27 protein-coding genes, 2 tRNA genes, 1 rRNA gene and 2 pseudogenes are annotated in these 22139 nt (G+C 63.6%); 18 read left to right on the forward strand and 14 right to left on the reverse strand.

Features of this window, described 5'->3' with window-relative positions:
* Positions 1-20: 20 nt before the first annotated feature.
* The 5 genes and pseudogenes from K6I40_RS16555 to K6I40_RS16575 all read left to right on the forward strand — a co-directional run bounded on the left by K6I40_RS16555 (position 21) and on the right by K6I40_RS16575 (position 6353).
* A complete protein-coding gene (locus K6I40_RS16555; RefSeq protein WP_222920106.1) occupies positions 21-2057 on the forward strand; it encodes a hydantoinase/oxoprolinase family protein in 2037 nt (678 codons plus the stop codon).
* Positions 2058-2146: 89 nt separating this feature from the next.
* Positions 2147-3648: pseudogene (locus K6I40_RS16560) on the forward strand (hydantoinase B/oxoprolinase family protein).
* Complete coding sequence (locus tag K6I40_RS16565) at positions 3641-4366, forward strand: aspartate/glutamate racemase family protein (RefSeq protein WP_222920107.1); 726 nt, start codon at positions 3641-3643, stop codon at positions 4364-4366. The pseudogene K6I40_RS16560 and the gene K6I40_RS16565 overlap by 8 nt, the downstream one beginning before the upstream one ends.
* Before the next feature lie 131 nt (positions 4367-4497).
* Positions 4498-5268: a coenzyme F420-0:L-glutamate ligase gene (locus K6I40_RS16570; RefSeq protein ID WP_222920108.1), complete on the forward strand. Its 771-nt coding sequence runs from the start codon at positions 4498-4500 to the stop codon at positions 5266-5268.
* Positions 5265-6353, forward strand: coding sequence for a 5,10-methylenetetrahydromethanopterin reductase (locus tag K6I40_RS16575; protein ID WP_255682118.1), 1089 nt, complete (start codon positions 5265-5267; stop codon positions 6351-6353). The genes K6I40_RS16570 and K6I40_RS16575 overlap by 4 nt, the downstream gene beginning before the upstream one ends.
* Before the next feature lie 22 nt (positions 6354-6375).
* On the opposite strand, the gene K6I40_RS16580 is transcribed toward K6I40_RS16575, so the two are convergent.
* Complete coding sequence (locus tag K6I40_RS16580) at positions 6376-6570, reverse strand: hypothetical protein (RefSeq protein ID WP_222920109.1); 195 nt, start codon at positions 6568-6570, stop codon at positions 6376-6378.
* An 84-nt stretch (positions 6571-6654) separates the two neighbouring features.
* Between K6I40_RS16580 and K6I40_RS16585 the strand changes: the two genes are divergently transcribed.
* The 6 genes from K6I40_RS16585 to yciH all read left to right on the forward strand — a co-directional run bounded on the left by K6I40_RS16585 (position 6655) and on the right by yciH (position 12323).
* Complete coding sequence (locus K6I40_RS16585) at positions 6655-6957, forward strand: hypothetical protein (protein WP_222920110.1); 303 nt, start codon at positions 6655-6657, stop codon at positions 6955-6957.
* 96 nt (positions 6958-7053) lie between these two features.
* The gene (locus tag K6I40_RS16590; protein ID WP_006183681.1) at positions 7054-7248 is read left to right on the forward strand and encodes a cold-shock protein; all 195 of its coding nucleotides are present in this window, start codon (positions 7054-7056) and stop codon (positions 7246-7248) included.
* Positions 7249-7505: 257 nt separating this feature from the next.
* Positions 7506-8483 (forward strand): MoxR family ATPase, encoded by a 978-nt coding sequence (locus tag K6I40_RS16595; protein ID WP_222920111.1) that lies wholly within the window; start codon positions 7506-7508, stop codon positions 8481-8483.
* Complete coding sequence (locus K6I40_RS16600; protein WP_222920112.1) at positions 8480-9556, forward strand: DUF58 domain-containing protein; 1077 nt, start codon at positions 8480-8482, stop codon at positions 9554-9556. The genes K6I40_RS16595 and K6I40_RS16600 overlap by 4 nt, the downstream gene beginning before the upstream one ends.
* Positions 9553-11865 (forward strand): DUF3488 and transglutaminase-like domain-containing protein, encoded by a 2313-nt coding sequence (locus K6I40_RS16605; protein ID WP_222920113.1) that lies wholly within the window; start codon positions 9553-9555, stop codon positions 11863-11865. The genes K6I40_RS16600 and K6I40_RS16605 overlap by 4 nt, the downstream gene beginning before the upstream one ends.
* Positions 11866-12029: 164 nt before the next feature.
* Positions 12030-12323 carry a stress response translation initiation inhibitor YciH gene (gene yciH, locus K6I40_RS16610; protein WP_222920114.1) on the forward strand — a complete coding sequence of 98 codons (294 nt, stop codon included), beginning with the start codon at positions 12030-12032 and terminating at the stop codon, positions 12321-12323.
* A 237-nt stretch (positions 12324-12560) separates the two neighbouring features.
* Here yciH and K6I40_RS16615 read toward each other — a convergent pair whose 3' ends face one another.
* Positions 12561-12926 (reverse strand): rhodanese-like domain-containing protein, encoded by a 366-nt coding sequence (locus tag K6I40_RS16615; RefSeq protein WP_222920115.1) that lies wholly within the window; start codon positions 12924-12926, stop codon positions 12561-12563.
* A 156-nt stretch (positions 12927-13082) separates the two neighbouring features.
* On the opposite strand from K6I40_RS16615, the gene K6I40_RS16620 reads away from it, so the two are divergent.
* On the forward strand, positions 13083-13334 hold the full coding sequence (locus K6I40_RS16620; protein ID WP_222920116.1) for a PLDc N-terminal domain-containing protein: 252 nt from the start codon (positions 13083-13085) through the stop codon (positions 13332-13334).
* 47 nt (positions 13335-13381) lie between these two features.
* On the opposite strand, the gene K6I40_RS16625 is transcribed toward K6I40_RS16620, so the two are convergent.
* The 9 genes and pseudogenes from K6I40_RS16625 to K6I40_RS16665 form a co-directional block, all read right to left on the reverse strand.
* Complete coding sequence (locus K6I40_RS16625) at positions 13382-13966, reverse strand: NUDIX hydrolase (protein ID WP_222920117.1); 585 nt, start codon at positions 13964-13966, stop codon at positions 13382-13384.
* Between the two features lie 90 nt (positions 13967-14056).
* A complete protein-coding gene (locus tag K6I40_RS16630; protein ID WP_222920118.1) occupies positions 14057-14476 on the reverse strand; it encodes a DUF5809 family protein in 420 nt (139 codons plus the stop codon).
* A 25-nt stretch (positions 14477-14501) separates the two neighbouring features.
* Positions 14502-14957, reverse strand: coding sequence for a DUF5810 domain-containing protein (locus tag K6I40_RS16635; protein ID WP_222920119.1), 456 nt, complete (start codon positions 14955-14957; stop codon positions 14502-14504).
* Positions 14958-15001: 44 nt separating this feature from the next.
* Complete coding sequence (gene rimI / locus K6I40_RS16640) at positions 15002-15475, reverse strand: ribosomal protein S18-alanine N-acetyltransferase (RefSeq protein ID WP_222920120.1); 474 nt, start codon at positions 15473-15475, stop codon at positions 15002-15004.
* A gap of 94 nt (positions 15476-15569) precedes the next feature.
* Positions 15570-15890: a hypothetical protein gene (locus tag K6I40_RS16645; RefSeq protein ID WP_222920121.1), complete on the reverse strand. Its 321-nt coding sequence runs from the start codon at positions 15888-15890 to the stop codon at positions 15570-15572.
* Positions 15890-17292 (reverse strand): annotated as a pseudogene (locus K6I40_RS16650) (sodium-dependent transporter). Before K6I40_RS16650 ends, K6I40_RS16645 begins: the two are co-directional and overlap by 1 nt.
* 203 nt (positions 17293-17495) lie before the next feature.
* Positions 17496-17642: a hypothetical protein gene (locus K6I40_RS16655; RefSeq protein WP_222920122.1), complete on the reverse strand. Its 147-nt coding sequence runs from the start codon at positions 17640-17642 to the stop codon at positions 17496-17498.
* Positions 17643-17647: 5 nt separating this feature from the next.
* Positions 17648-18142: a ferritin-like domain-containing protein gene (locus K6I40_RS16660; protein ID WP_222920123.1), complete on the reverse strand. Its 495-nt coding sequence runs from the start codon at positions 18140-18142 to the stop codon at positions 17648-17650.
* 101 nt (positions 18143-18243) lie between these two features.
* Positions 18244-18525 (reverse strand): DUF6360 family protein, encoded by a 282-nt coding sequence (locus K6I40_RS16665; protein ID WP_222920124.1) that lies wholly within the window; start codon positions 18523-18525, stop codon positions 18244-18246.
* A gap of 172 nt (positions 18526-18697) precedes the next feature.
* On the opposite strand from K6I40_RS16665, the gene K6I40_RS16670 reads away from it, so the two are divergent.
* The 6 genes from K6I40_RS16670 to K6I40_RS16695 all read left to right on the forward strand — a co-directional run bounded on the left by K6I40_RS16670 (position 18698) and on the right by K6I40_RS16695 (position 20966).
* The gene (locus K6I40_RS16670; protein ID WP_222920125.1) at positions 18698-18976 is read left to right on the forward strand and encodes a hypothetical protein; all 279 of its coding nucleotides are present in this window, start codon (positions 18698-18700) and stop codon (positions 18974-18976) included.
* Positions 18973-19146, forward strand: coding sequence for a hypothetical protein (locus K6I40_RS16675; protein ID WP_222920126.1), 174 nt, complete (start codon positions 18973-18975; stop codon positions 19144-19146). The genes K6I40_RS16670 and K6I40_RS16675 overlap by 4 nt, the downstream gene beginning before the upstream one ends.
* Positions 19083-19349, forward strand: coding sequence for a DUF2267 domain-containing protein (locus tag K6I40_RS16680; RefSeq protein ID WP_222920127.1), 267 nt, complete (start codon positions 19083-19085; stop codon positions 19347-19349). The genes K6I40_RS16675 and K6I40_RS16680 overlap by 64 nt, the downstream gene beginning before the upstream one ends.
* Before the next feature lie 585 nt (positions 19350-19934).
* Positions 19935-20075 (forward strand): hypothetical protein, encoded by a 141-nt coding sequence (locus K6I40_RS16685; protein ID WP_222920128.1) that lies wholly within the window; start codon positions 19935-19937, stop codon positions 20073-20075.
* 57 nt (positions 20076-20132) lie between these two features.
* On the forward strand, positions 20133-20828 hold the full coding sequence (locus K6I40_RS16690) for a hypothetical protein (RefSeq protein WP_222920129.1): 696 nt from the start codon (positions 20133-20135) through the stop codon (positions 20826-20828).
* Positions 20829-20892: 64 nt separating this feature from the next.
* Positions 20893-20966 (forward strand) — tRNA-Lys (locus K6I40_RS16695).
* A 577-nt stretch (positions 20967-21543) separates the two neighbouring features.
* Here K6I40_RS16695 and K6I40_RS16700 read toward each other — a convergent pair.
* The 3 genes from K6I40_RS16700 to rrf all read right to left on the reverse strand — a co-directional run bounded on the left by K6I40_RS16700 (position 21544) and on the right by rrf (position 22097).
* Complete coding sequence (locus K6I40_RS16700; RefSeq protein WP_222920130.1) at positions 21544-21687, reverse strand: hypothetical protein; 144 nt, start codon at positions 21685-21687, stop codon at positions 21544-21546.
* A gap of 81 nt (positions 21688-21768) precedes the next feature.
* Positions 21769-21844 (reverse strand) — tRNA-Cys (locus tag K6I40_RS16705).
* A gap of 131 nt (positions 21845-21975) precedes the next feature.
* Positions 21976-22097: ribosomal RNA gene (rrf, locus tag K6I40_RS16710) — 5S ribosomal RNA — on the reverse strand.
* Positions 22098-22139: the final 42 nt, after the last annotated feature.

The raw sequence follows: 22139 nt of genomic DNA on the forward strand, positions 1-22139 counted from the left end.
ACGACGCGAATTCGGACGCAATGAATACGGACGACCGAACAGACGAGAGCGGTGACACGCGCATCGGCGTCGATGTCGGCGGCACCTTCACCGACGTAGCGCTGTCCGTCGACGACCGGCTCGTCACCGCGAAGGTCCCGACGACCGACGACCAGCATGTCGGCGTCCTCGAGGGAATCGACAAGGCCTGCGACCGCGCCGGCATCGATCCCGCAGATATCGACGGCTTCGCCCACGCCATGACCGTCTCGGTCAACGCCCTCCTCGAGCGCGGCGGTGCGAAGACCGCGCTCGTGACGACCGAGGGGTTCCGGGACGTCCTCGAGATTGGCCGCCAAGACCGGCCGGCCCTGTACGACTTAGAGGCCGAAAAGCCCGAGCCGTTGGTTCCTCGAGACCGACGGTTCGAGGTCGCCGAGCGGACGACCGCGGCGGGAATCGAGCGACCGGTCGACGCCGACGAGGTCCGCGACCTCGCGGCGACGCTACGCGAGCGTGACGTTGAGGCCGTCGCGATCTCTCTGCTGCACGCCTACGCCGACCCCGAGAACGAGCGCGTCGTCGCCGAGACGCTGCGCGAGGAACTCGAGGTGCCGGTTTCGGCTTCCCACGAGGTACTCGCGGAGTTCCGCGAGTTCGAGCGCACGTCGACGACGGCGGTCGACGCCTACGTCCGACCGGCGATCGACAGTTACGTCGGCCAGTTGGTCGACGAAGCCAGCGATGCCGGGATTCCGGCACCGCGAATCATGCAGGCCAACGGCGGTATCGCGGACCCGGAAACGGTACGCGAGCACGCTGTGACGACGACGCTGTCCGGCCCGGCCGCCGGCGTCGTCGGCGCTGCGGCGACCGTCGACGACGACGATGTCGAGGGGCTCGTGACCTTCGACATGGGCGGTACCTCGAGCGACGTGAGCCTCGTCCGGGATGGACAGGCCGAGCGGACCACCGACGCCGAAATCGACGGGATACCGATCCGAACGCCGATGGTTGACGTGAACACCGTCGGCGCGGGCGGCGGCTCTATCGCGTGGGTCGACGCCGGCGGCGCGCTCCGGGTCGGTCCCGAGTCCTCGGGTGCCCAACCCGGCCCCGCCTGCTACGGACGTGGCGGGACGCGGCCGACCGTCACCGACGCCAACGTCGTGCTGGGCTACATCGGCCCCGAGACCGCACTCGGCGGCGAGATGACGCTCGACGTCGATGCGGCCCGCGACGCGCTCGAACGACTAGCCGGCGAGGCCGGACTGGACGGCGCACTCGAGGCGGCCCGCGGGGTCTACCGCGTTGCGAACGCGACGATGACGCGGACGATCCGATCCGTTACCGTCGAGCGGGGCCACGACCCCCGCGAGTTCGCGCTCGTCGCCTTCGGCGGCGCGGGCCCGATGCACGCCGCGGCGCTGGCCGACTCGCTGTCGGTTGATCGGGTCGTCGTCCCGCGACCGGGTGGCGTCCTCTCCGCGTTCGGCCTGCTCGCGGCCGACGAGAGCTACGACGCCGTTCGGACGGTCGGCGTGGCTCTCGAGGGGGCCGATCCCGCCGAACTCGAGGACGTCTACGACGACCTCGTGGCTGACGTGCTCGCGGACGCATCCGAACCGGACGCGGCGCGGGTCGAGCGTGCGGCCGACTGCCGGTACGCGGGCCAGAGCTTCGAGTTGACCGTGCCCGTCGATGACGAGTTCGACGCGGCGGCGGTCGCGGACCGCTTCCACGACGCTCACGAGCGGACCTACGGCTACGCGATGGACGAATCGATCGAAGTCGTCAATCTCCGCGCGACGGCGACCATACCCGGATCGGAGCCGGCCATCCGCCACGAGGGAGCCGGGAACGCCCGAATCGGGACCCGCGAGGCCCACTTCCCCGGCACTGGCGCGCGGGAGGCGGCCGTCTACGATCGGGATCGACTCGCAGCGGGCGCGTCGATTATGGGTCCGGCGGTCCTCGAACAGGCCGAGAGCACGACCGTCGTGCCGCCGACCTGGGATGGCGAAATTCTCGCGGACGGAACGCTGGTCATGACGCGAACGGAGGAGGACAAACAATGACGCCAGATTCGACGAACAACACGGATGACAGCATCGACCCGGTGACCCTCGAGGTACTACGCAACCAACTCGAGAGCGTCGCCGAAGAGATGGGCCAGACCCTAATCCGCGGGGCCTACTCGCCGAACATCAAGGAGCGCCGGGACTGCTCGACGGCGCTGTTCGACGCCGAGGGGCGGATGATCGCCCAGGCCGAGCACATCCCGGTCCATCTCGGCGCGATGCCCGCCGCGGTCGACGCCGTGCGCGAGCACGATCCGAAGCCGGGCGACGTGTTCCTGCTCAACGACCCCTTTACCGGCGGCACGCACCTGCCGGACGTGACGATGGTCTCGCCGATCGCGCCCGACGAAGAGATCGTCGGCTACGCTGTCTCTCGCGCCCACCACGCCGATGTTGGCGGGATGACCCCTGGAAGCATGCCGGCCGGCGCACAGGAGATCTACCAGGAGGGACTGCGGCTCCCGCCGACCAGACTCGTCGCTGGCGGTGAGCTCAGGGAGGACGTCCGTTCGCTCGTGCTCGCCAACGTTCGTAACCCCGGCGAGCGCCGGGCCGACCTCCGCGCACAGCAGGCGGCGAACGAACGCGCCGAAGAACGGCTCGCCGACCTGTTCGACGAACACGGCCGAGACACCGTCCTCGAGGGGTTCGACGCCGTGATCGACTACTCCCGCGAGCGGATCACTGAGGAGATTGCGGCCTTGCCCGACGGCACCTACGAGGCGACCGACGTCCTCGAGGGCGACGGCGTGACCGACGAGGACATCGAAATCGCGGTGACCGTGACCGTCGACGGCGAGACGATCGACGTCGACTTCTCGGGGACCGACGGTCAACTCGCGGGGAATCTCAACGCACCGCTGGCGGTCGCGACGAGCGCCGTCTATTTCGTCGTGCGCTGTATCACCGATCCCGAGATACCGCCGAACCACGGCTGCTACGAACCGGTGAGCGTCAGTGCACCCGAGGGGTCGCTGCTCAATCCGAACCCCCCGCGGCGGTCGTCGGCGGCAACGTCGAGACCAGCCAGCGGGTCACCGATGTCGTCTTCACCGCGCTCGCGGGGGCCGCACCCGACCGCGTGCCTGCACAGGGTCAGGGTACGATGAACAACCTGACCATCGGCGCTCGCGATGGGTCGTTCACCTACTACGAGACGATCGGCGGCGGCTTCGGCGCACGCGCCGACCGCGACGGCATGGACGGCGTGCAGGTCGGCATGACCAACACGCTCAACACGCCCATCGAATCGCTCGAGACCGAGTATCCACTACAGGTCGAACGCTACGCGCTCCGGGACGGAAGCGGCGGTCGCGGGCGATTTCGCGGCGGGCTCGGCCTCGAGCGCACAGTGACAGTCGAGGAACCGGCGACGGTGTCGCTGCTGACTGAACGTCGGCGGCACGCACCCAAGGGCGTCGCTGGCGGCGGGAACGGCGCGACCGGCGAGAACCTAATCGACGGCGAGGGAGTTCCCGCGAAGACGACCGTCGACGTCGATGCCGGAACGACGGTGGCTGTCAAAACGCCCGGTGGTGGCGGCCATGGCGATCCGGACGAACGCGACGAGGACGGGGACGATGGCTGATCCCAACAGTCAACAAGGGCGAGTGGGGCTGATCGTCCCCTCCTCGAACACGGCGGCCGAACCGGAGTTCCGGGAGTGTCTCCCCGACGAGATTACTGTCCACGGTGCACGGATGGCCCTCGAGTCGGTCACCGTCGACGAACTCGACACGATGAGCGACGACGCAGCACGGGCGGCGACGCTACTCGGCCATGCCGACGTCGATGCGGTCGCCTACGCCTGTACGACCGGCAGCCTGATCCACGGCCCGGGGTTTGACGCCGAGCTCGAGGACCGGTTGGCGGACGCGGCTGGCGTCCCCGCGGTCGCGACCGCCCGCTCGGTCGTCCGCGCGCTTGAGGCGCTCAATGCCGAGCGGGTCGCGGTCGTAACGCCGTATACCGACGAACTCGACGAGAAAGAACGGGACTTCCTCGAAGAAGCGGGCTTCGACGTCGCGTCGATCGATGGCCGGGGACTCGAGGCGAACACGGACATCGGCGCGCTGACTCCCGACGACGCGTCCCGACAGGTGCTCGAGTACGTCGGCAGCGACGACGACCTCGACGCCGTCTTCGTCTCCTGTACAAACTACCGGTCACTCGCCGCTGTTGACGGGCTCGAGGCGAAACTGGGGGTGCCAGTGATCACGAGCAACGGCGCGACGCTGTGGGATGTCTGTGGCACGGCCGGCTTCGTGGTCGACGGCCCAGGAACGCTGTTCGATCGCGACCGGTAGCCCGCTACCGGATTCGGTTGCGGGCCAGGTCGCTGATTCGTCGCGTCCGTCTTCCGTCGGTAGCCGTCGTCATCGCTGGCCGAAGTCTCCGGTGACGGTGCGTTTTTGACGCCGCTTCCCCACCCTCCGGTATGGAACTTAACGGCGTGGCGGAGCTGCCCGAAATCCGCCCGGGCGACGACATCGCCGCCCTCATCACGGATCGGGCCGACCTCGAGCCGGGCGACGTGCTCACGGTCGCGAGCACCATCGTCTCGAAGGCCGAGGGCCGGATGGCTGACCTCGAGGACTACCCCGTCAGCGGACGGGCGCAAGAGATCGCCAACCAGATCGAGGAGATAGCGGGCGAGGAGAAAGATCCCCGATTCGCACAGGCGGTCATCGAGGAGAGTTCGGAACTGCTGATCGACTGTCCGTTCTTGCTGACGGAGACTCGCTTCGGTCACATCTGTCCAAACGCGGGGATCGACCGCTCGAACGTGCCCGATCACGACCTGTTGCTCCTGCCGAGGAAACCGAGCGAGAGCGCCGAGCGGATCCGTTCGGGACTCGCCGAGCGCGGGATCGAAGACGTCGCAGTGGTCGTGACCGATACCTGCGGACGGCCGTTCCGTCACGGACAGACCGGAGTCGCGATCGGCTGGGCAGGCACACCCGCGAGCCGGGACTGGCGCGGCGAGGCGGACCGTGACGGTCACGAACTCGGCGTCACCGTTCAGTCGGTGATCGACGAACTCGCCGCCGCCGCGAACCTCGTGACTGGCGAAGGTGCCGGCGGGACACCCGCCGTGGTCGTCCGGGACTGGGAATTTGGGAACCACGAGGGAAGCGACGAACTGTTCCGCTCGGTCGACAACGATATGATTCGACAGGCGCTGCGAGAGTGGAGGTTCGACGGATGACGAGTGAGAATCGAGGGAACCGAGATTCTCGAGGAAGCGAGCGGGGAGCACAGCGACCCGAGAGCCACGAGAACCGAGCGGAGAAAGACACTGACACTACGTGGGGCATCGAGCTCACGCCCGAGCATCCGCCAGATCGAGTGGCCGGTCTGGCCGCGCTCGCCGAAGACGAGGGGTTCGACGTCGCGTTTACGAGCAGCCACTACTTCAATCGCGACCCGTTCGTGGTACTGTCGCGGATGGCCGATGCCACCGACGAGATTCGGCTGGGACCGGGCGTCGTCAATCCCTACGAAACGCATCCCGTGAAACTCGCCGCACAGACGGCAACGATCGACGAGATCAGCGACGGCCGCGGCGTCTTCGGCGTCGGCGCGGGCGACCGCTCCTCGCTGTCGAATCTAGGGATCGAGCGCGACAGCCCGCTCCGGCGCATCCTCGAGACGTTCGACCTCGCCCGGGACCTCTGGGCCGGTGAGACGGTCACCCACGAGGGTACCTTTACCGCACGGGACGCGGCGCTCAACCTCGAGCCGCCGTCCGAGCGGATCCCGGTCTACGTCGGGGCACAGGGCCCACACATGCTCCGGATGAGCGCGAAACACGCCGATGGCGTGCTGATAAACGCTGCGCATCCGACGGATCTCGAGTGGGCGGCGGGCCAGATAGAGCAGGGACTCGCGGAGCGACCTGCGGAATCCGCCCCCTTCGAGTCGCTCGCCTTTGCGAGCGTCAGCGTCGCCGGCGACGAAAGCGAGGCGCGCGAGTCCGCTCGACCACCCGTCGCGTTCATCGTCGGCGGAGCCGCGGAGCCAGTCCTCGAGCGCCACGACATCGACCGTGAGGCGGCGAGTGCAGTCAGCGAGGCGCTCGAGCGGGGCGATCTCCCCGAAGCCTTCGGTCGCGTCACGCCCGACATGATCGACGCCTTCTGTATCGCCGGGACGACGGAGACCGTCGCGGATCGATTCGAGGCAGTGCTCTCCTACGTCGATGGGATCGTCGTGGGCTCGCCACTGGGGCCGGATCTCGAGGACGCGGTAGAACGAGCGAGCGAGGCGCTCGCTCGTGCGACCGAGACGTAACAGGCCGAAAACAGATCGAAGATCAGTTCGAGGTAAAGAGGTCACCGACGGCGCCGAGGGTGAGGATGCCGAAGACACCCATCGAGAAGACAACGAGGAGCGTACCGATCAGGATCAGTAGCGGTGCAGCTCCCGCGCCCATCGCGACGTCGGTGAAGAGGCCGATCATTTCCGAGATGTTGTCTACGATGATGTTCGCCGGTGTGATGGTATCCATATGCGGGGGTTGTTACCGGTGCTACTTGGCCGTGCCGGTCCCGAATGAGGGGGGATTAAGCAGTTACCGGTCGTACCCCAGCCCGTGACCGACGACGCGATACTTTCGGATTTTGCTTCGGAGACTTCCGACGAGGACAGCGCGATGGAGGCGTCTCGGGCAGACAGCGACGCGTCGTCAACGGACGGTGAAGCGGCATCCGGAGACAGTGAAACCGTCGCACAAACGGCCGATACCGACGACGCTCCGGAGGCGACGCCGTCCGACGAGACCGGGCTTTCGACGTATGCGTGGGGCGAGTACACCTGCAGTCAGTGCGCGGCGACGACTGATCGCGTCTGGCGTGCCGACGGCTCGCTAGTCTGTCCCGACTGCAAGGAGTGGTGATTTCCTATTGGTGTGTGCAACAGCATGCGTCTCGCGGGATGCTTGCGAGCGTACTCCCGAAGCTTTATATTTTCGTCGTGGCTTTGTTGAGTTGCAATGGCGAAAGGTACGGTCGACTTCTTCAACGACACTGGCGGCTATGGATTCATCGAGACTGACGACGCAGACGAGGACGTGTTCTTCCACATGGAGGACATCGGCGGTCCTGACCTAGAAGAGGGTCAGGAAGTCGAGTTCGACATCGAGGAGGCCGAGAAGGGCCCACGCGCGACAAATCTCGAGCGAGTCTAAGCTGTTCCCGAGAGTGGTATCGTTTTCTGATTACTTCGCTGCTAGCGACAGCGCCGTCGTGATGGAGACGTATTCCTTGGTACGTGAAGCTGGTCACTCACTGGACTGAATCGTCTCGAGCGCCACGCATCGCCATCTCGGCGGCGCTGACCGATACGTCTCAGGGTACGAATATTTCATGTGACACAAACCTATGTTCCGGAACCCCTCATGACGTAGTAACGAATGGTTCGCCCGGGTCCCCACTACTCGAGACTATGACTGATACCAACCCGATACCGGAACGGAGTACCGAATCGACGGCCGACGATGCCCTCCAAATTTCGACGGTCGAACGGTTGTGCGACGAGATCGAGACGAACGTCTCGCGCGTGATCGTCGGCCACGACGAGGTGATCGAACACGTCATCACCGCCGTCCTCGGGCGCGGCCACGTCCTCCTCGACGACGTGCCCGGCGTCGGCAAGACGATGTTGGCGCGCTCGATCGCCAAGTCCGTCGACTGTACGTTCAGCCGCGTCCAGTTCACCCCCGATCTCCTCCCGAGCGACGTCACCGGCGTGAACGTCTTCAACCAGAAGACCCGCGAGTTTGATTTTCAGTCCGGTCCCGTCTTCGGCAACATCGTCCTCGGCGACGAAATCAACCGCGCACCGCCGAAGACCCAGGCGGCGCTGCTCGAGGCCATGGAGGAAGAACAGGTCACCACCGATGGCACGACGCGCGACCTCCCGACGCCCTTTACCGTAATTGCAACCCAGAACGCCGTCGAGCCTAACCGTACCTACGACCTCCCCTTCGCGGAGGTCGACCGCTTCATGAAGAAACTCCATCTGGGCTACCCCTCACCCGACGAAGAGGCCGAACTGCTCGGCCGGACGGTCGGCGACCACCCCATCGAATCACTCGAGGCGGTCACCGACCGCGAGACGCTCGTCGCCGCCCGCGAAACCGTCTCGACGGTACAGGTCGCGGAACCGGTTCGAACGTATGCCACGCGGCTCGCAGCCTATACTCGCGAGAACGCCCACATCGGCGTCAGCCCCCGCGGGACGATTTCGCTGCTCCGAGCAGCCCAGGCACGCGCCGTCACGAACGGCCGAGACTACGCGATTCCGGACGATATTCAGACCGAGGCACCGGTCGTGGTGAGCCACCGGATCAAAACGGACGGTCACGACCGGGACGGTACCGCGGTCGTCGAGGACGCACTCGAGCGCGTTCCCGTCGAATGAGACTCACGCACCGCGGCTGGACCGTCGTCGCCGTCGTGTTCGTGGCCGTCGTTCTGGGCTGGCAGTTCGGCCCGCGAGCATTGAACGCCGTCGTCGTCCCGCTCGTCGTCGTGTTGCTCGCCGGCCTGATCACGGTCGGTCGCGCCGACCGACCCCGCATCACCCGTCGGCCCGTCGAAGAGGGATTCATCGGCGAAGAGCGAGCGGTCGCGGTCGCAATCGAGACCGACGGAACCGCCGCGGCGACCGTCCGCGATACCGTCGGCGACGGCCTTTCTTCGACTACGGATCCGCTCGCGGAAACGACCCTCGCGGGCGAAGACACCGTTACGTACGACGTGCGACTCGAGGCACGGGGCGAACGCCGGGCCGGTCCGCTATCGATCACCGTCAGCGATCTCATCGGCCTTGTCGAGCGACGGTTCGAGTACGAAGAGACGACGCCGGTCGTCGTCTACCCGCGTGTCCGGGAACTGGGCGGCGGACCCGCAACCGATATCCAGACGCTCGCCAGCGTCGCGGACCGCCACGTCGACGAGGAGTTCGACCACCTCCGGGAATACCACCGAGGAGACCCACTGCGCGACGTCCACTGGAAGACCGCGGCCAAGCGACCCGACGACGAGTTGGTCGTCACGGAGTACGCGGACGACAAGGACGTCGGGGCCGTCACCGTCGCCGCCGAGTGTCTCACCGACGGCGACGACGAGATGGCGTCGGCCGTTGCGACCGTCGCGACCTACCTCCTCGAGCAGGGCGCGACGGTCGCGGTCACCATCCCGGACGGAACGCGACCGCCGGGATCGGGCCGAGCACACCATCGCGATATACTACAGCTACTGGCCGTCGCCGGTCCCGGCGAACTCCCGGACCGAACCCGACGGGACGCGGATGTCCTGGTCCGAACCGACGGAGACGGGACGACAGTCGTCGTCGACGACCGCGAGATTCCGTTCGACCGACTCCGCGGCCGCGGCCGAGAGAGCGAAGAGAGACGGGGCGATCGGGATCGAACCGCAAGCGACGGTCGACGTGACCGCGACACCGGCGGACGGCCGGGGATGAGCGCATGAGCACGAAATCGTCCAGTCACACTGGGAATCGAACGGTATCGTTGGGTACGGACGGAACCGTCGGTACCGATGGCATCCGTCTGCTCGCTCTCGGCTGCATACTCGCCCTGACCGGGTCGTACGTGTCCGTGCTGTACGACATCACACAGGTCGTCGGCGGCAGTCGATCGTTGTTCGCACTCGTCGGACTCATGCTGCTCGCCGCGACGGTACTCGCGCGAGTGATCCGGCCCCGAACCGCGGGAGTACTCGCGCTGTTGGCGGCCTGGTTTGGGTTCGCCTACTACCTCACGTCGGCGGGCGTCGAACTCAGTGCCGTCCTCACGGGAACGAACGCCATCCTCTCCGATACCGTTGCGCTCGCGACCGGCCTCCCGCTGCTCCGGATGGTCCAGGCCGGCATCTGGACGCTCGGATTCGCACCTGCCCCTGTCTTCCTCTCGTGGTATCTCGCCGTCCGCGGGCGGTACGGACTCAGTATCATCCCCGGTGGCATCGCGTTAGGGTTTCTCGTCCTGACCAGCGACGCGGGGACGCTCGTCACGCTGACCGGCACCCTCGCCGCCATCGGCGCTATCGCCTTCGGCGAACTCGAGCGGCGAGGCGGTTCGATCGCGCAGGCGGACCTGCTCGCCGTCCTGTTCGCGGTGATCGTCGCACTCTCGCTGTCAGTGACGATCGTTCCCGGCGAGCCGACGGGGCCGACCCACCTCGTCCAGGGCGAACCTGGCTCGCTCGAGGCGACGATCGACTCCGCGCCCCAACGGTCGGGGATCTCGGGCCAGGTAGATCTCTCACCGGAGGTCCGGTTTACCGTTGAGTCCGATCAGCGATCCTACTGGCGCACGGGGGTCTACGACCGGTTCACCGGCAACGAGTGGATTCGAACCGGCCAGAGCAACCGGTACGACGGTCGGCTCGCAAACCCGCCCGGGAACTATGACACTGTCGAGCAGACCGTCACCGCCGAGACGAGACTCGGCATCATGCCCGTCGCACCGCAGCCGCTGTCCATCGACGGCGACGTAACCCGGGAAACGACTGTCTCCAGGCACGAGCAGCCGCGGCCCCAAACGCCACTCGAGGAGGGCGAAAGCTACACCGTCGAGAGCGCGGTCATCGACGCGAGCCGGTCTGAACTCCAGTCCGCGGGGACAGACTATCCCGACGAGGTCACCGAACACTACCTCCAGACGCCGGAAGACACCTCGAGCGAGTTCGCTACCCGTACCGCTGAGATCACGGCTGACGCCGACAATCCGTACGAGACGGCGACCGAGATCGAGAACCACCTCCGCACCTCGAAGGGATACTCGCTCGAGGTCACCCAACCCGCCGGCAACGTCGCCGAGGAATTCCTCCTCGAGATGGACGAGGGCTACTGCGTCTACTTCGCAACGACGATGACGCAGATGCTCCGCGAGGAAGGGGTCCCGGCCCGCTACGTCACCGGCTACACGACCGGCCAGCAGGTCGATGACGACGAGTACGTCGTTCGCGGACTCGACGCCCACTCCTGGGTCGAGGTCTACTTCCCCGACCACGGCTGGGTCCGGTTCGACCCGACGCCCGGTGGCAGCCGCGCCGACGTTCACACCGACCGCCTCGAGGAAGCCCGTGCGAACGGTAACGAGGCGGCAGACACTGAGGACAGCGCGGACGTTCCGATCAACGACGAGGACGACACCGTCGAACCGCCCGAGTCCGATTCCACCGATCCGAACAACTCGCCGTCGGTTCCGAACACGCCCAACGAAACTGATCCGAGTAACGAGCCGGCCGACAACCCGGACCCCAATGACACGGACAACGAGACGGACCCGAACGATACCGGTGACCGCACGGCCGGCGAGACAACCGATACCGGCGAGACACTGAGCGAACGCCTCGTCACCGTCGTCCGCGAGACGGGCGCAATCGGGCTCGTCCTCCTCGTCGGTCTCGCCGCGGGCGCACACCGGACCGGCGCGGCGACACGCTTCCGTCGCGGGATCGGGATCTACTGGCACGGTTTCCGGACCGATCCCGACCGGGACGCCGAACGCGCCTTCGACCGACTCGAGCGGCTCTTTGCACACCAGTACCGGCCGCGCCGTCCCGCGGAGTCAGCTCGAGCGTATCTGACGGCGCTTTCGGCAACCGAGACGGACGGCGAGGACACGCTCGATCCATGGGCCGAGCAGGTCCTCGAGTACTACGAACGGGCAACCTACGGCGACGGCGTCAGCCGAGCGGAGGCCGACGAGGCAATCGCGATTGTCGACGAGCTCGCCCGCAATCAGTTGCCGATCGTCGGTCGACTTCGATGACGCTGTCGACCGTCCCGAACGAAGCGGATTCGACCATCGGGCGTCCACATTCGTTCAACGGCGACGTTCCGACGATCTATCACACCAGCCACTCAAAAAGAACCACGCAAGGGCATGCGGGTCCCGATAGTGTTTAATATGCCCGTTTCATAGCTACGAACGTAATGTCGGAAGTCTGCTCGACGTGCGGGCTGCCCCAAGAACTCTGCGTCTGCGAAGACGTGGCAAAGGGCCAACAGCAACTCAACATCCGCATTGACGAGCGCAGATACGGGAAAGAGGTAACGATCGTCGAAGGATTCGACCCGAAGGACGTCGATCTGGACAGTCTCTCGTCGGATCTCAAGTCCAAATTCGCCTGTGGTGGGACCGTCGAGGACGGCCAGATCGAACTCCAGGGTAACCACACCGGCCGCATCGAAGAGTTCCTTCGAGACCGCGGCTTCAATGTCGCCTAATGCCCGCGATGCTCTGAGACGACTTCCGAACCCACGACCGCGTTGCGTTCTTCAATTCGTTTTTTCGCCCGGCTATCGCCTAGTCTCGTCACTGTCTTCTTCTCGACGCCGACTCGAGCGACTGTGATCCGTCGAGAGTCGAGTCACCGCGGGAACCGAATAACGGGGTACTGTGCGGCGACGGAAACACACCGCTGCCGTTCAAAAGCAGATAACGCACCGCAAATCGACGGACGGTCAGAACGGTGACTCGCGTTCGGCCGATTCATCCTCATCTTTCGCCTCGCGGATGAGTCCGAACTTCATGCCGTACTTGTCGAGGCCACCCTCCATACTCTCGACGCGCGCGTCGGCAGTCCCCTCGTAGGAACCGATGAGCTGTGCGGCCTGCACGCTCGCCTTGCCGTGGGGACAGACGGTGACGATGTGATCTTCACCATCGAGCTCGTCGATGCGGTCCATCAGCTTGTTGAAGGGGATATTCTCGCTGTCTGGAATGTGGCTGTGCTCGAAGCTCCGCTCATCGCGGATGTCGACGATGCGAACGTCGGCATCCTCCTCGAGGAGTTCCTTGACCTCGTCGGTAGAGATTTCACCGTCCATTACCGTGATATTGCGTATCGACGCGAATAAGAACAGGGGTTTGGACCGGTAGCGGGACCCGTTGGCGATTCAGCCACGAACCGGTTCTGATCGGTAGATCAGGGCCGGATGATAAGAACAGAAGACATATGCGTATATTGTCGTATATTTCCGGTAATGGTCCCACTGACTGCCCTCTTCCCGATGCAAGCCGCCGCCGGCGGAATACTGCTCATCGGCCTGCTGCTGTTCATCCTCCAGATCGTTGCGTTGGTGTGGGTGTACGGCGATGCACAGACGAACAGCCCCCACAGCGCGGTGCTCTGGACGCTCGTCGTGTTCTTCGGTGGGTTTCTGGGTCTGCTGCTCTATGTCCTCATTGGCAGAGGGGAGCAAAGAGGGCGTTCCAGTCACCAGACGCAGTTCTAGGACGTCCAGTCACTGCATCCGCGAAACCGCGTTCTCGTGCTCGCTGCTCAGAGCAGGCCGTCTTCCTTCGCCAGCAACAGCCCCGACAGTGTCGCATCGTTCGTCGGCTGCTCGCGAGCAAGCTCGAGCGCCTCGCTCACCGGCACCGTCGTCACCTCGAGGAACTCGTTGCTGTCGAGTTCTCGGTCGCCCGGCTCGAGCCCCTCGGCGTAGACGATGGCGCGGTCGTGCCGGAGGACGCCGGTCGCGACCGCGTACTCCTGTAGCAGCGCCGTACTCGACGGTCGAAACCCGGTCTCCTCCTCGAGTTCGCGCGTCGCTGCCTGTGTATAGGACTCGCCGTCCTCGACGATTCCCGCGGGGAGCTCGAGGTGGGTCTCGCGGATCGTGGGCCGGTACTGTTCGACGAACAGGATTCGGTCTCCGTTGTCGGCGTTATCATCGCTGTCCGCATCCTCGAGGACGCTCCCGTCGATCTGCGCGACCACGACGACCGCGGCCGGCAGATCCGCCCAGTAGTATCGCTTTTCCGTCCCGTCGGGCTGTTCGAGCAGGTCGTAGCCGCCGTCGTACCAGCCCGTCTCGTACTCGGTCCGCTCCTCGAGTAAGTCCCACTCATCGGGTACAGTCATCGCGTCCCACTGCGAGCTCAAGGCGGTAATAGGTGGCCGTTTTTCCGAACCGATGGATCGGCACTGACCGCTCGAGCGGATCGATTGGTGTTACGATCGATCGACGAGGTCCCGATACAACCGTCCAAACGCCTGCCGACGAAGCGTCGCCACCGCCGCGTCCTCCTCGTTCTGGAAGGTCGCCGCGACGGCCTCACCCTCCGGGCCCGCGTGCCAGACGACGCGGTCGACATCCTCGTGACCAACTTTCGTCATCTCGCCGTCGTAGGTCTCACGCCAGTCTTCGAACTCCTCGTGGTTCCCGACCTGTACCTCGAGTAGGTTCGCGAACAGCGCGTCCCGGGCCGTCTCGATGACATCGCCAGTGACGCGCTCGTCGTACTCCTCGCGGTCGAACTCCATGGCCTTCGCGACCTCTCGGACAACCGTCTGGGCCGCTGGGCCGACCGACTCGTACTGTGTGCGTGCGTCTTCAGCCGACTCGAAGGTGAACGTCCCCACCGTGTGCATACTCGGCTAGTTGGCGGACTGGCAGTTACGCGTTTTCGTTCCCATCGGGGTCGCTGTCCGTCTCCTCGGCGTCGGCGTTCGACGCCGGTTCGACATCCCCGTTGTCCTCACTTCCTCCGCTCGATGACTGCATCTCCTGCGTTAGCTCCGCGGCTTCCTGGAGAACGTTCTCGGCTTCGGTAGTCATCGACCCGCGGCCGGGCTGGCGACTCTGACGGGAAATTCCCTCTTCAAGCGAGTCGGGGCGGCCGCGTTCGTGCCCGTGGCCGGACTCCTCGAACTCGGGCGTCTCAATCTCCGTCGCGTGCGGGCTGACGATCTCCCCGAGTTCCTCCGGGCTGCACTCCCCCCAGTCGGGTGCGTGTTCCTCGAGCCACTCGCGGTGGTCCTCGCGACCGAGCGATGCAGTGATCGCGAGGTGGTTCGCGAGATGAACCGCGTCGGCCTCCTCGACATCACAGACCGGACAGGCATATCCCATAGGGGACGATACCGGCTGCGAACGGTAAAACGTCCCGCACCCGGCTATCCGAGTTTCCGGATCATCACGATCGCGTCCTCGCCGTTGGCGTAGTACTCCGGTACTCGCCGGAGTGGATCGAAATCGAACTCCCCATAGAGCCGTTTCGCCCCGTCGTTCGACCGCCGAACCTCGAGTTTGACCGTCCCCGCACCGTGGGCCGCAAGCACGCCGAGCGATCGGGAGAGAAGCGTCGATCCGATCCCCTCACTGCGGTGGTCCGGGTGGACGGCAATGTCCTTGACGTGACCGAGCGCACGGCCGATCTGTTGGGTCACATCGGCGACGACGTAGCCGGCGATCTCGCCGTCAGTCGTGGCGACGAGAAAGCCCGGTTCACCGAGAAACCGCTCGAACGCGTCGTAGGGCCAGGGCTGAGAAAACGACACGTTCTCGATGCGGACGACCGCGAGCAGATCCGCACGCTCCGCGGGTCGGACCGTCACTTCCTCGCCGTCCTCTGGCACGGGCGTTGTCACACGCGGAGGTAATACACCGAACAGTAAAAGCCGTACGCGTCTCGGCAGATCTACTCGCGTTCGAATCCGATCGCCGGCTCGAGTAGATTAGAGGTTAGACCTGCTCGAGGCGGTCGATCTCGCCATCCGACCAGTCGTAGAAGTGGTTGTCAGTTTGCGTGAGGACCGTCACACACTCGTTGTACTGGCGGCGAGCCTCGTCGACCAGCGGATCGTCGGGGTTATTCTCGATCCACTCGCGCAGTTCCGCGAGGGCCTCGGGTGAATAGGTGTCCATTCGATCCTGCTGTTTGAGGATCTCGACCTTTCGACGTTCCTGGCGCAGCGTTCGAACCAAGGCCCAGCCAGCGACACCGTAGAAGGCGACCAGCGTAAAGGCGAGCATTCCGAGCACCTCGCCCGTCAGCGCCGCCATCAGTCGTCACCCCTGGAGATTTCGGCCCCACCCGGTTGACCGCCTCGCCTCTCGAGAACGCTCATGAGCGCGTAGCCGACTATAGGGAAGACCACGAGAACGAACATACCGCCGATCATTTCGGGACTTCCGAAGTTCTCGTAGGCGAAGTAGGCTACGATGAACAGCATCACGGCGGGGATGACGAACTTGATCACTGGATTCCACCAGCGACCGATATGGATTCCGGCGTTGCGGTTGACCGCGAGCAGCCGGAGACGTTCCGGTTCCATGACCCAGCCGATGACGCCGATGATGGCGAGCGTCGCGAGGGGAAGCCCCCAGTTCCCGAAGACGAAGTCGAGATAATCGAGGATATCGACGGAGTAGGCGCTCGGGATCCCAAGCAACCAGATCACGCCACAGACACCGAGCGTGGTCTGAGTGCGATCGAACCGCGTCTCCTCGCTGAGCGTCGTAACGCTTACTTCAGTGATTAGCAGCCCCGAGGTGAACGTCGCGAGAAAGAAGCCGACGAAAAAGAGTATCGCGACTAGCCCGCCCAGTGGGATTTCGGGGAAGACCTGCACGAGCGAGACGAAAGCGAGTCCGGCACCGGCATCGGGTTCGACACCTTCGACCGCGAAGACGATCGGGAAAATCGCGAGCGCTGCGAGGATACCGACGCTTGACTCGCCGATCGCAGTAAAGAGGCCACCACCCAGCGGCACGTCGTCGTACTCTCGAAGGTAGCTGCCGACGGTCAACGCGATTCCCCAGCCGAGGCCAGTCGAGAACAGCGCCTGTCCGAGTGCAGTAATCCATGTGTCGCTGTCCATCAGGAACTCCCACTGAATCCCGAATGCGAAGGCAAGTCCCTCGCTCGCACCGGGTAAGGTGAGCCCCCTGATCGCCATGACGACGAGCGAGAGCACAAGCGCCGGTACCGCGTAGACGACGATCCGTTCGACGCCCCGGCGGATGCCGAGCACTAGGATCGCCGCGATCGACCCCATCACGATGGTGTGGAGGGCGATCATGAGCAGGGAGTTCGCGAAGAACTCGTTCATGAACGGCTCCGCCTCGAACCCGCTCGCGGTGAACGTAAACAACAATGAGTGGACGGCGTAGTACAGCGTCCAGCCGACCACCGGCGAATAGTACGACATGAGCGCGATATTCACCAGTAATACGACCACGCCGAGACCAACCAGTCCACCGGAACCGATAACCTCCCGGAAGGCACCGATGACCCCCTGTTCGCGTACCGACCCAACGCAACCTCCGCCATTAGTCCCGGCACCGCGAGGACGATCAACAACGTGAGGAACGCGAGGACGAATGCGCCACCGCCGTTGCTCCCCATCACATACGGGAACCGCCAGATGTTCCCGGCACCCACCATCGCGCCGATCATTGCCATTAGGAACCCGAATCGAGTTCCCCACTCCGCTCGAGCCGTTTTCGTCGGAACGTCTCCCATCGCCGGATCACTACTGACTCCACGGTTCGCAACGCTGTATAAGTACGATATACGCCGTCGAGAAACATTCGCGTCGTAACTGATTTCCGCTTCTATTGACCGCACCTCGTCGAAACGGAGGAGAGAAAAACGGTCGACTGCGGTTACTCAGTGGCCCCGTCCGCGCCGTCGTCCGCGTCATCGTCTGCATCCTCGTCCTCATCCTCGTCGATGGTGGTCGTCGGCTCTGTATCCTCGGTGCCACCGTACTGTTCGTCCTCCGTTTCGTTCCCGTCACTCTCGTCAGTCACGGTAATCACTCGGCCGGGATCGCGTCCATCTCGAAGCCTTCGGTCAGTTCCGTCAGCTCGTCGAGGGCGTCTTGCTCCTCCCGAAGGTTCTCCTCGAGGAGATCGGCTGCCTCGCCCATCCCGAGCTGGTCCGCGAGCGGGATCAGGTTCCCGTAGGCGGCGATCTCGTAGTGTTCAGTCTTCTCGGCGGCCGCCATGTTGTGGTAATCCATCACGTCCTGTGCAGGGTCCATCGACGTGAACTCCTCGTACTCCTCGAGAAGCCCTTCGATTCCCTCACATTCCTCTTTCTCCGGTGGTTCACCGAACATGTCAAAGACCTCCTCGAGCCGGTCGATCTGCTCCTGTGTCTCCTCGCGGTGTTCCGAAAACGCCTGCGAGATTTCGTCGCGTTCGGTGTTTCCCTCGAGTTCCTCGAGCGCATCGAGGAGCTGATGCTCCGCGCGATAGATATCTTCGAGGCCGTGCTCGAACAGATCCTGAATGGTGTCCATACTCATCGTATACCCACTCGATCGTTCACCAGCCGGGTGAAAAAGACGGGAGCCTGCGACGGCAGGTGCCAGCGGGCGAGCCATCTCCGCTTTCTCGAGATCCGCAGCTACTCCGTCGCGCCTTCGACGCGCTCGGCGTGTTTCTCGAGATCCGCGGCGAGCGCGCGGGCCTGCGTCGGCGTCAACTCGAGTTCTTCCATGTGTTTAGGCAACTGTTCCTCGGAGAGATTGTCGAGTTCGAACTGGAGACGAACCGCATCTGGATCCTTGCGGTCGGCTGTCGCGTTCATGACGGCGACGGATTCCCACTCGAAGGTCTCACCCACTGCTTTTCCCTCGACGTAATCCAGTGTCGTGTCCGCGTTGACCGTCATCAGTCGATCAGACATGTCAGTTCGATCCTCACGCTCCGACCACTTATACAGATAGCCGTCGATCGAGCGTCTCGATCGGTACGAAACACCCTGGCCATGCACGCAATGTACTCACTCGAGCCCCGCTGCCAGTTCCGGATGGCGCGAACGTCCGCAAGGTCGCACCGCCACCGCGCCGGTGATCCACATGGCCACGGACACGAGCCTAATTAAATCGCTCCCCGACGTTGCAGCCGACCCACTCGAAAACGCCACCCCCGATGAGGCCGAGCAGTTCTCGCTGGCCGAGTTCGCCGAGCGCATTGACGTGCGAACGGATACCACTATCGACGATGCAATCGGACCGATCGAACTCGCACGTTCCGCGGTGACCAGCGTCGGAGATATCGTCGAGACCGAACTCAAGCACACTCGCGAACAGCTTCCAGCAAGTTCATCCTCATCTTCGAATCTGGCCAGCCGATGACTGGAAACGAATTCCTCGAGACTGGCGTGGACAATTTCGACGGGATCGACGTCGCACCGCGCAAGACGATCGATGCCATGCTCGAAACAATCCAATCGCCGACCGCGTGGCCGGCGAGCAAGCCGGCACCCTCGCGATTGACCTCCCACGGGACCTTCGATCGCCGCTAACCGATATCGACGAGATGGCACTCAAGTTTGACCGAGACGAGGTCCTCGGTCGAATTGCAGCCCGTGCCGACGTCGAAAAGGACGATGCGACGGCTATGATGCGCGCAATCGTCGACGTGCTCCATGAAACCAGTGCCAATCTCGAGCTGCAGAACGGAACCCAACCCCCGGGCAAGTTCGATCAGGCATTTGATCGGCAGTAATAACGAGGACCCGACGTTCGAACGGATGCATCACTGTCACCGATCGTGAGTCGCGCAACGGAGGACTGGAACGATCGCCACACTTACCAGCAGTTCTTGCCACAACTAGATCGAAGTACAACGGCGGTTGGTCCGCCCAATCGACACGAATATCGGTTTGAAAACGGACACCACCTAACCGCATATCTACCGCCGATAAACGACGGTCGGTACCCGATGGTCCGTCTCACTCGTGAGTACTGTCGTCCTTCGACCCACTGAATACGCTGATTCGAACGCTGATGCCCCACAGAGACGAAACCCGTCGCTTTCGTAGCTCGACTTATCTGACAATTATTCGGTAGCTTCGACTCGAGTAACAGCTGTTATCTTCTCGACCAGTCAGCTAGTACCAGTCGGTTCTGCATTCATCCCGACAGCTTCTATCGTTTTACGCCGTCTGTTTCGACGCGGTCCGTCCGACAATCGGACGTATCAAACTACATTCTCGTCAGAGATAGCGGCATAATCAACCCATAAGACAGAGCACGGGTATCGTTTGCAGCCGAAGCGATACTTATACCCACGGAGTTCGAATAGCCGCCAATGACTGATACAGCCGAATGCAAACCAGAGCCGATCGAGCAGGAAGCGGAGGAGCGCGATGACGCCCACCTCGACGATATCGAAGAAGGTGCCGGCTGTACGGAAATCTGGGAGCACCTCGCCGAGCAACGCGAGGAGTGAAGCGAGAATTTCGCCCCGGCAACGACCTTTTTGACGCCGAAACCCGTACCAAGGTGCATGTCCGACAACCGGCCCGATGATCGTTCGCATCGCCGCGGCGAGAATGGCCGCTCGATTCCGACGGACCGCGAATCACCCGTCGGTGCACCAGTTATCCGGGGCGACGAATCGGTCGCCGGGACCCGTGCCCGCGAAGCCGTTCAATTTGATCCCGACGATCCCGAGAGCCTCGCGGACGCCGCCGAAACCGTCCGCCAGTTCGCCGCCGGAAATACTAACGATGATCATCTCTACATGCTCCGCGGTGCAGCCGCCTGCGCTGCCCTCGTCCGCGGCGAGGGCTCCTACAAGGCCGCCGCCAAACGTGCCGGCGGCGACGCCACCGTCTCGTTCATCCGCAAGTGGGCCCGCGTCCACGACCTCCCGCGCTCGGTCCGCAAACAGGTCGCAATCGGCCAGATCGCCCCGACCGCCGCCAAACACATCGCTCGCGTCGGCGGCGAAGCACGGCTCCTCCTCGCGTGGGCTACCCTCGACGGAAATCTCACCGTCCGCGACGTCCGTAGCGTCGCCAGTGCTATCAACGACGGCACCTCCATCGACCAGGCTCTCGCCAAGCATGACGTCATTCTCGGCCAACTCGAACTCTCCCTCTCATCGACCACCTACCGCGACCTCCGGCGACGTGCCTCAACAGAGGGCGTTGAGCCCGGTGAAATCGTTACCGATGCGCTCAAACAGTACTTCGAGTGAGGTCGCCCAGTCGGCGACGCAGAAAGAAACGTTTAACCGCCACTCACCGAAAAGGGAAACCATGGGGCCGGTAGCTCAGTTTGGCAGAGCGTCTGGCTTTTAACCAGACGGTCGCGTGTTCAAATCGCGCCCGGCCCGCTTTCTGTCACCGACTACCGTCGTGAGTCGACAGTAACGGATCCGAAACAATTTGGAGTAGACGAGTCACAGTCCGCGAAGCGTGCGAAGTGAAGGACCGGTAACGTCTCAACGTCGTTCATATTAAGCCCGATCCACTTCTACCGGCGAACGAAACCGTGATTGACCTCCTCCACGCCCTGAAGGACGTGGAATCCGACCATCGGATTTCCGCCGAGTGCGACGTTCGAGGTTCCAACCCGCACTCAAGGGGAACCGGCGACACACCGGGGGAACTCTCGTTTCCTCCCCTGTATAGGGCTGTGGCCCGGTCAAATAGGCCCCATCGAATACCATGTCATCGCCGTGTGAGGAACAGACCGCGCTCCTCACCATCCCTTGTCTGTTCGGGAACGGCCTCTCACGGTATTCGTAGCACCCTATGTTACGTGCTATCACACTAAAACGATTACGATGGAAATCCGTCCCGATCACCGGCTGCGGGTGACACGCTGCGCCTACCGCTCGACCTGCGCCTGAAGACGCAGGTATGCGCTCGAAATTCGTATCAGTAGCCTTGGAACCAACGTGATCTGAATCAGGACCACAGTGCGAGCAGCGGAAATAACTGCGTGTTTCGGTCTTCTTCTATCGGAATCTCCAGCAGACCGAGCTCTATGAGCGACGAGAACCAGTTCTCAAGACTTCCTGATTCGTAACTGGTCGTATGATCCTTACTCATCGCGGGAGTGATTAGTTAAAGAAAAATGAACGGTCTGTCTCTCAAGCAGAGCTGGTAGTTCTCACGAATCGTGAAAGAGAAAGCCAAGGGCCGGATTTGAACCGGCGGTAGGCGGCTCTGCAGGCCGCTGCGTTCGGCCGGACTCTGCCACCTTGGCGCATCCTATCGTTGATGCTGCGTTCGTTTAAGCATAGCGGTACGGCACAACCATTGTTGGAGCCACTATGCTGTCCATATACGCAGAAACCCCACACAGCACCGGCTGTGTGGGGTTGAAAGTAGTATGAGTGGAGGCGGCGAAACGAATTTCCCAGAGGCTCGCGCACTCCAGTACTCACCGTAACGCTGGCGAGCTTATCTTCCGTGTTCGGGATGGGTACGGGAGGCACCTCGCCGCTGTGGCCGCCCTAATGCCGATCAACGGGATCGAACCGTTGTCATACCAATATCGG

This window comes from Natrinema sp. SYSU A 869, assembly GCF_019879105.1.
Taxonomy (GTDB): domain Archaea; phylum Halobacteriota; class Halobacteria; order Halobacteriales; family Natrialbaceae; genus Natrinema.

Bases quoted from the DNA above. Each gene is read 5' to 3' on its own strand.
- K6I40_RS16555 (WP_222920106.1), top strand. From the start codon at position 21: ATGAATACGGACGACCGAACAGACGAGAGCGGTGACACGCGCATCGGC.
- K6I40_RS16565 (WP_222920107.1), top strand. From the start codon at position 3,641: ATGGCTGATCCCAACAGTCAACAAGGGCGAGTGGGGCTGATCGTCCCC.
- K6I40_RS16570 (WP_222920108.1), top strand. From the start codon at position 4,498: ATGGAACTTAACGGCGTGGCGGAGCTGCCCGAAATCCGCCCGGGCGAC.
- K6I40_RS16575 (WP_255682118.1), top strand. From the start codon at position 5,265: ATGACGAGTGAGAATCGAGGGAACCGAGATTCTCGAGGAAGCGAGCGG.
- K6I40_RS16580 (WP_222920109.1), bottom strand. From the start codon at position 6,570: ATGGATACCATCACACCGGCGAACATCATCGTAGACAACATCTCGGAA.
- K6I40_RS16590 (WP_006183681.1), top strand. From the start codon at position 7,054: ATGGCGAAAGGTACGGTCGACTTCTTCAACGACACTGGCGGCTATGGA.
- K6I40_RS16595 (WP_222920111.1), top strand. From the start codon at position 7,506: ATGACTGATACCAACCCGATACCGGAACGGAGTACCGAATCGACGGCC.
- K6I40_RS16600 (WP_222920112.1), top strand. From the start codon at position 8,480: ATGAGACTCACGCACCGCGGCTGGACCGTCGTCGCCGTCGTGTTCGTG.
- K6I40_RS16605 (WP_222920113.1), top strand. From the start codon at position 9,553: ATGAGCACGAAATCGTCCAGTCACACTGGGAATCGAACGGTATCGTTG.
- yciH (WP_222920114.1), top strand. From the start codon at position 12,030: ATGTCGGAAGTCTGCTCGACGTGCGGGCTGCCCCAAGAACTCTGCGTC.
- K6I40_RS16615 (WP_222920115.1), bottom strand. From the start codon at position 12,926: ATGGACGGTGAAATCTCTACCGACGAGGTCAAGGAACTCCTCGAGGAG.
- K6I40_RS16620 (WP_222920116.1), top strand. From the start codon at position 13,083: ATGGTCCCACTGACTGCCCTCTTCCCGATGCAAGCCGCCGCCGGCGGA.
- K6I40_RS16625 (WP_222920117.1), bottom strand. From the start codon at position 13,966: ATGACTGTACCCGATGAGTGGGACTTACTCGAGGAGCGGACCGAGTAC.
- K6I40_RS16630 (WP_222920118.1), bottom strand. From the start codon at position 14,476: ATGCACACGGTGGGGACGTTCACCTTCGAGTCGGCTGAAGACGCACGC.
- K6I40_RS16635 (WP_222920119.1), bottom strand. From the start codon at position 14,957: ATGGGATATGCCTGTCCGGTCTGTGATGTCGAGGAGGCCGACGCGGTT.
- K6I40_RS16645 (WP_222920121.1), bottom strand. From the start codon at position 15,890: ATGGCGGCGCTGACGGGCGAGGTGCTCGGAATGCTCGCCTTTACGCTG.
- K6I40_RS16660 (WP_222920123.1), bottom strand. From the start codon at position 18,142: ATGAGTATGGACACCATTCAGGATCTGTTCGAGCACGGCCTCGAAGAT.
- K6I40_RS16665 (WP_222920124.1), bottom strand. From the start codon at position 18,525: ATGTCTGATCGACTGATGACGGTCAACGCGGACACGACACTGGATTAC.
- K6I40_RS16670 (WP_222920125.1), top strand. From the start codon at position 18,698: ATGGCCACGGACACGAGCCTAATTAAATCGCTCCCCGACGTTGCAGCC.
- K6I40_RS16675 (WP_222920126.1), top strand. From the start codon at position 18,973: ATGACTGGAAACGAATTCCTCGAGACTGGCGTGGACAATTTCGACGGG.
- K6I40_RS16685 (WP_222920128.1), top strand. From the start codon at position 19,935: ATGACTGATACAGCCGAATGCAAACCAGAGCCGATCGAGCAGGAAGCG.
- K6I40_RS16690 (WP_222920129.1), top strand. From the start codon at position 20,133: ATGTCCGACAACCGGCCCGATGATCGTTCGCATCGCCGCGGCGAGAAT.
- K6I40_RS16700 (WP_222920130.1), bottom strand. From the start codon at position 21,687: ATGAGTAAGGATCATACGACCAGTTACGAATCAGGAAGTCTTGAGAAC.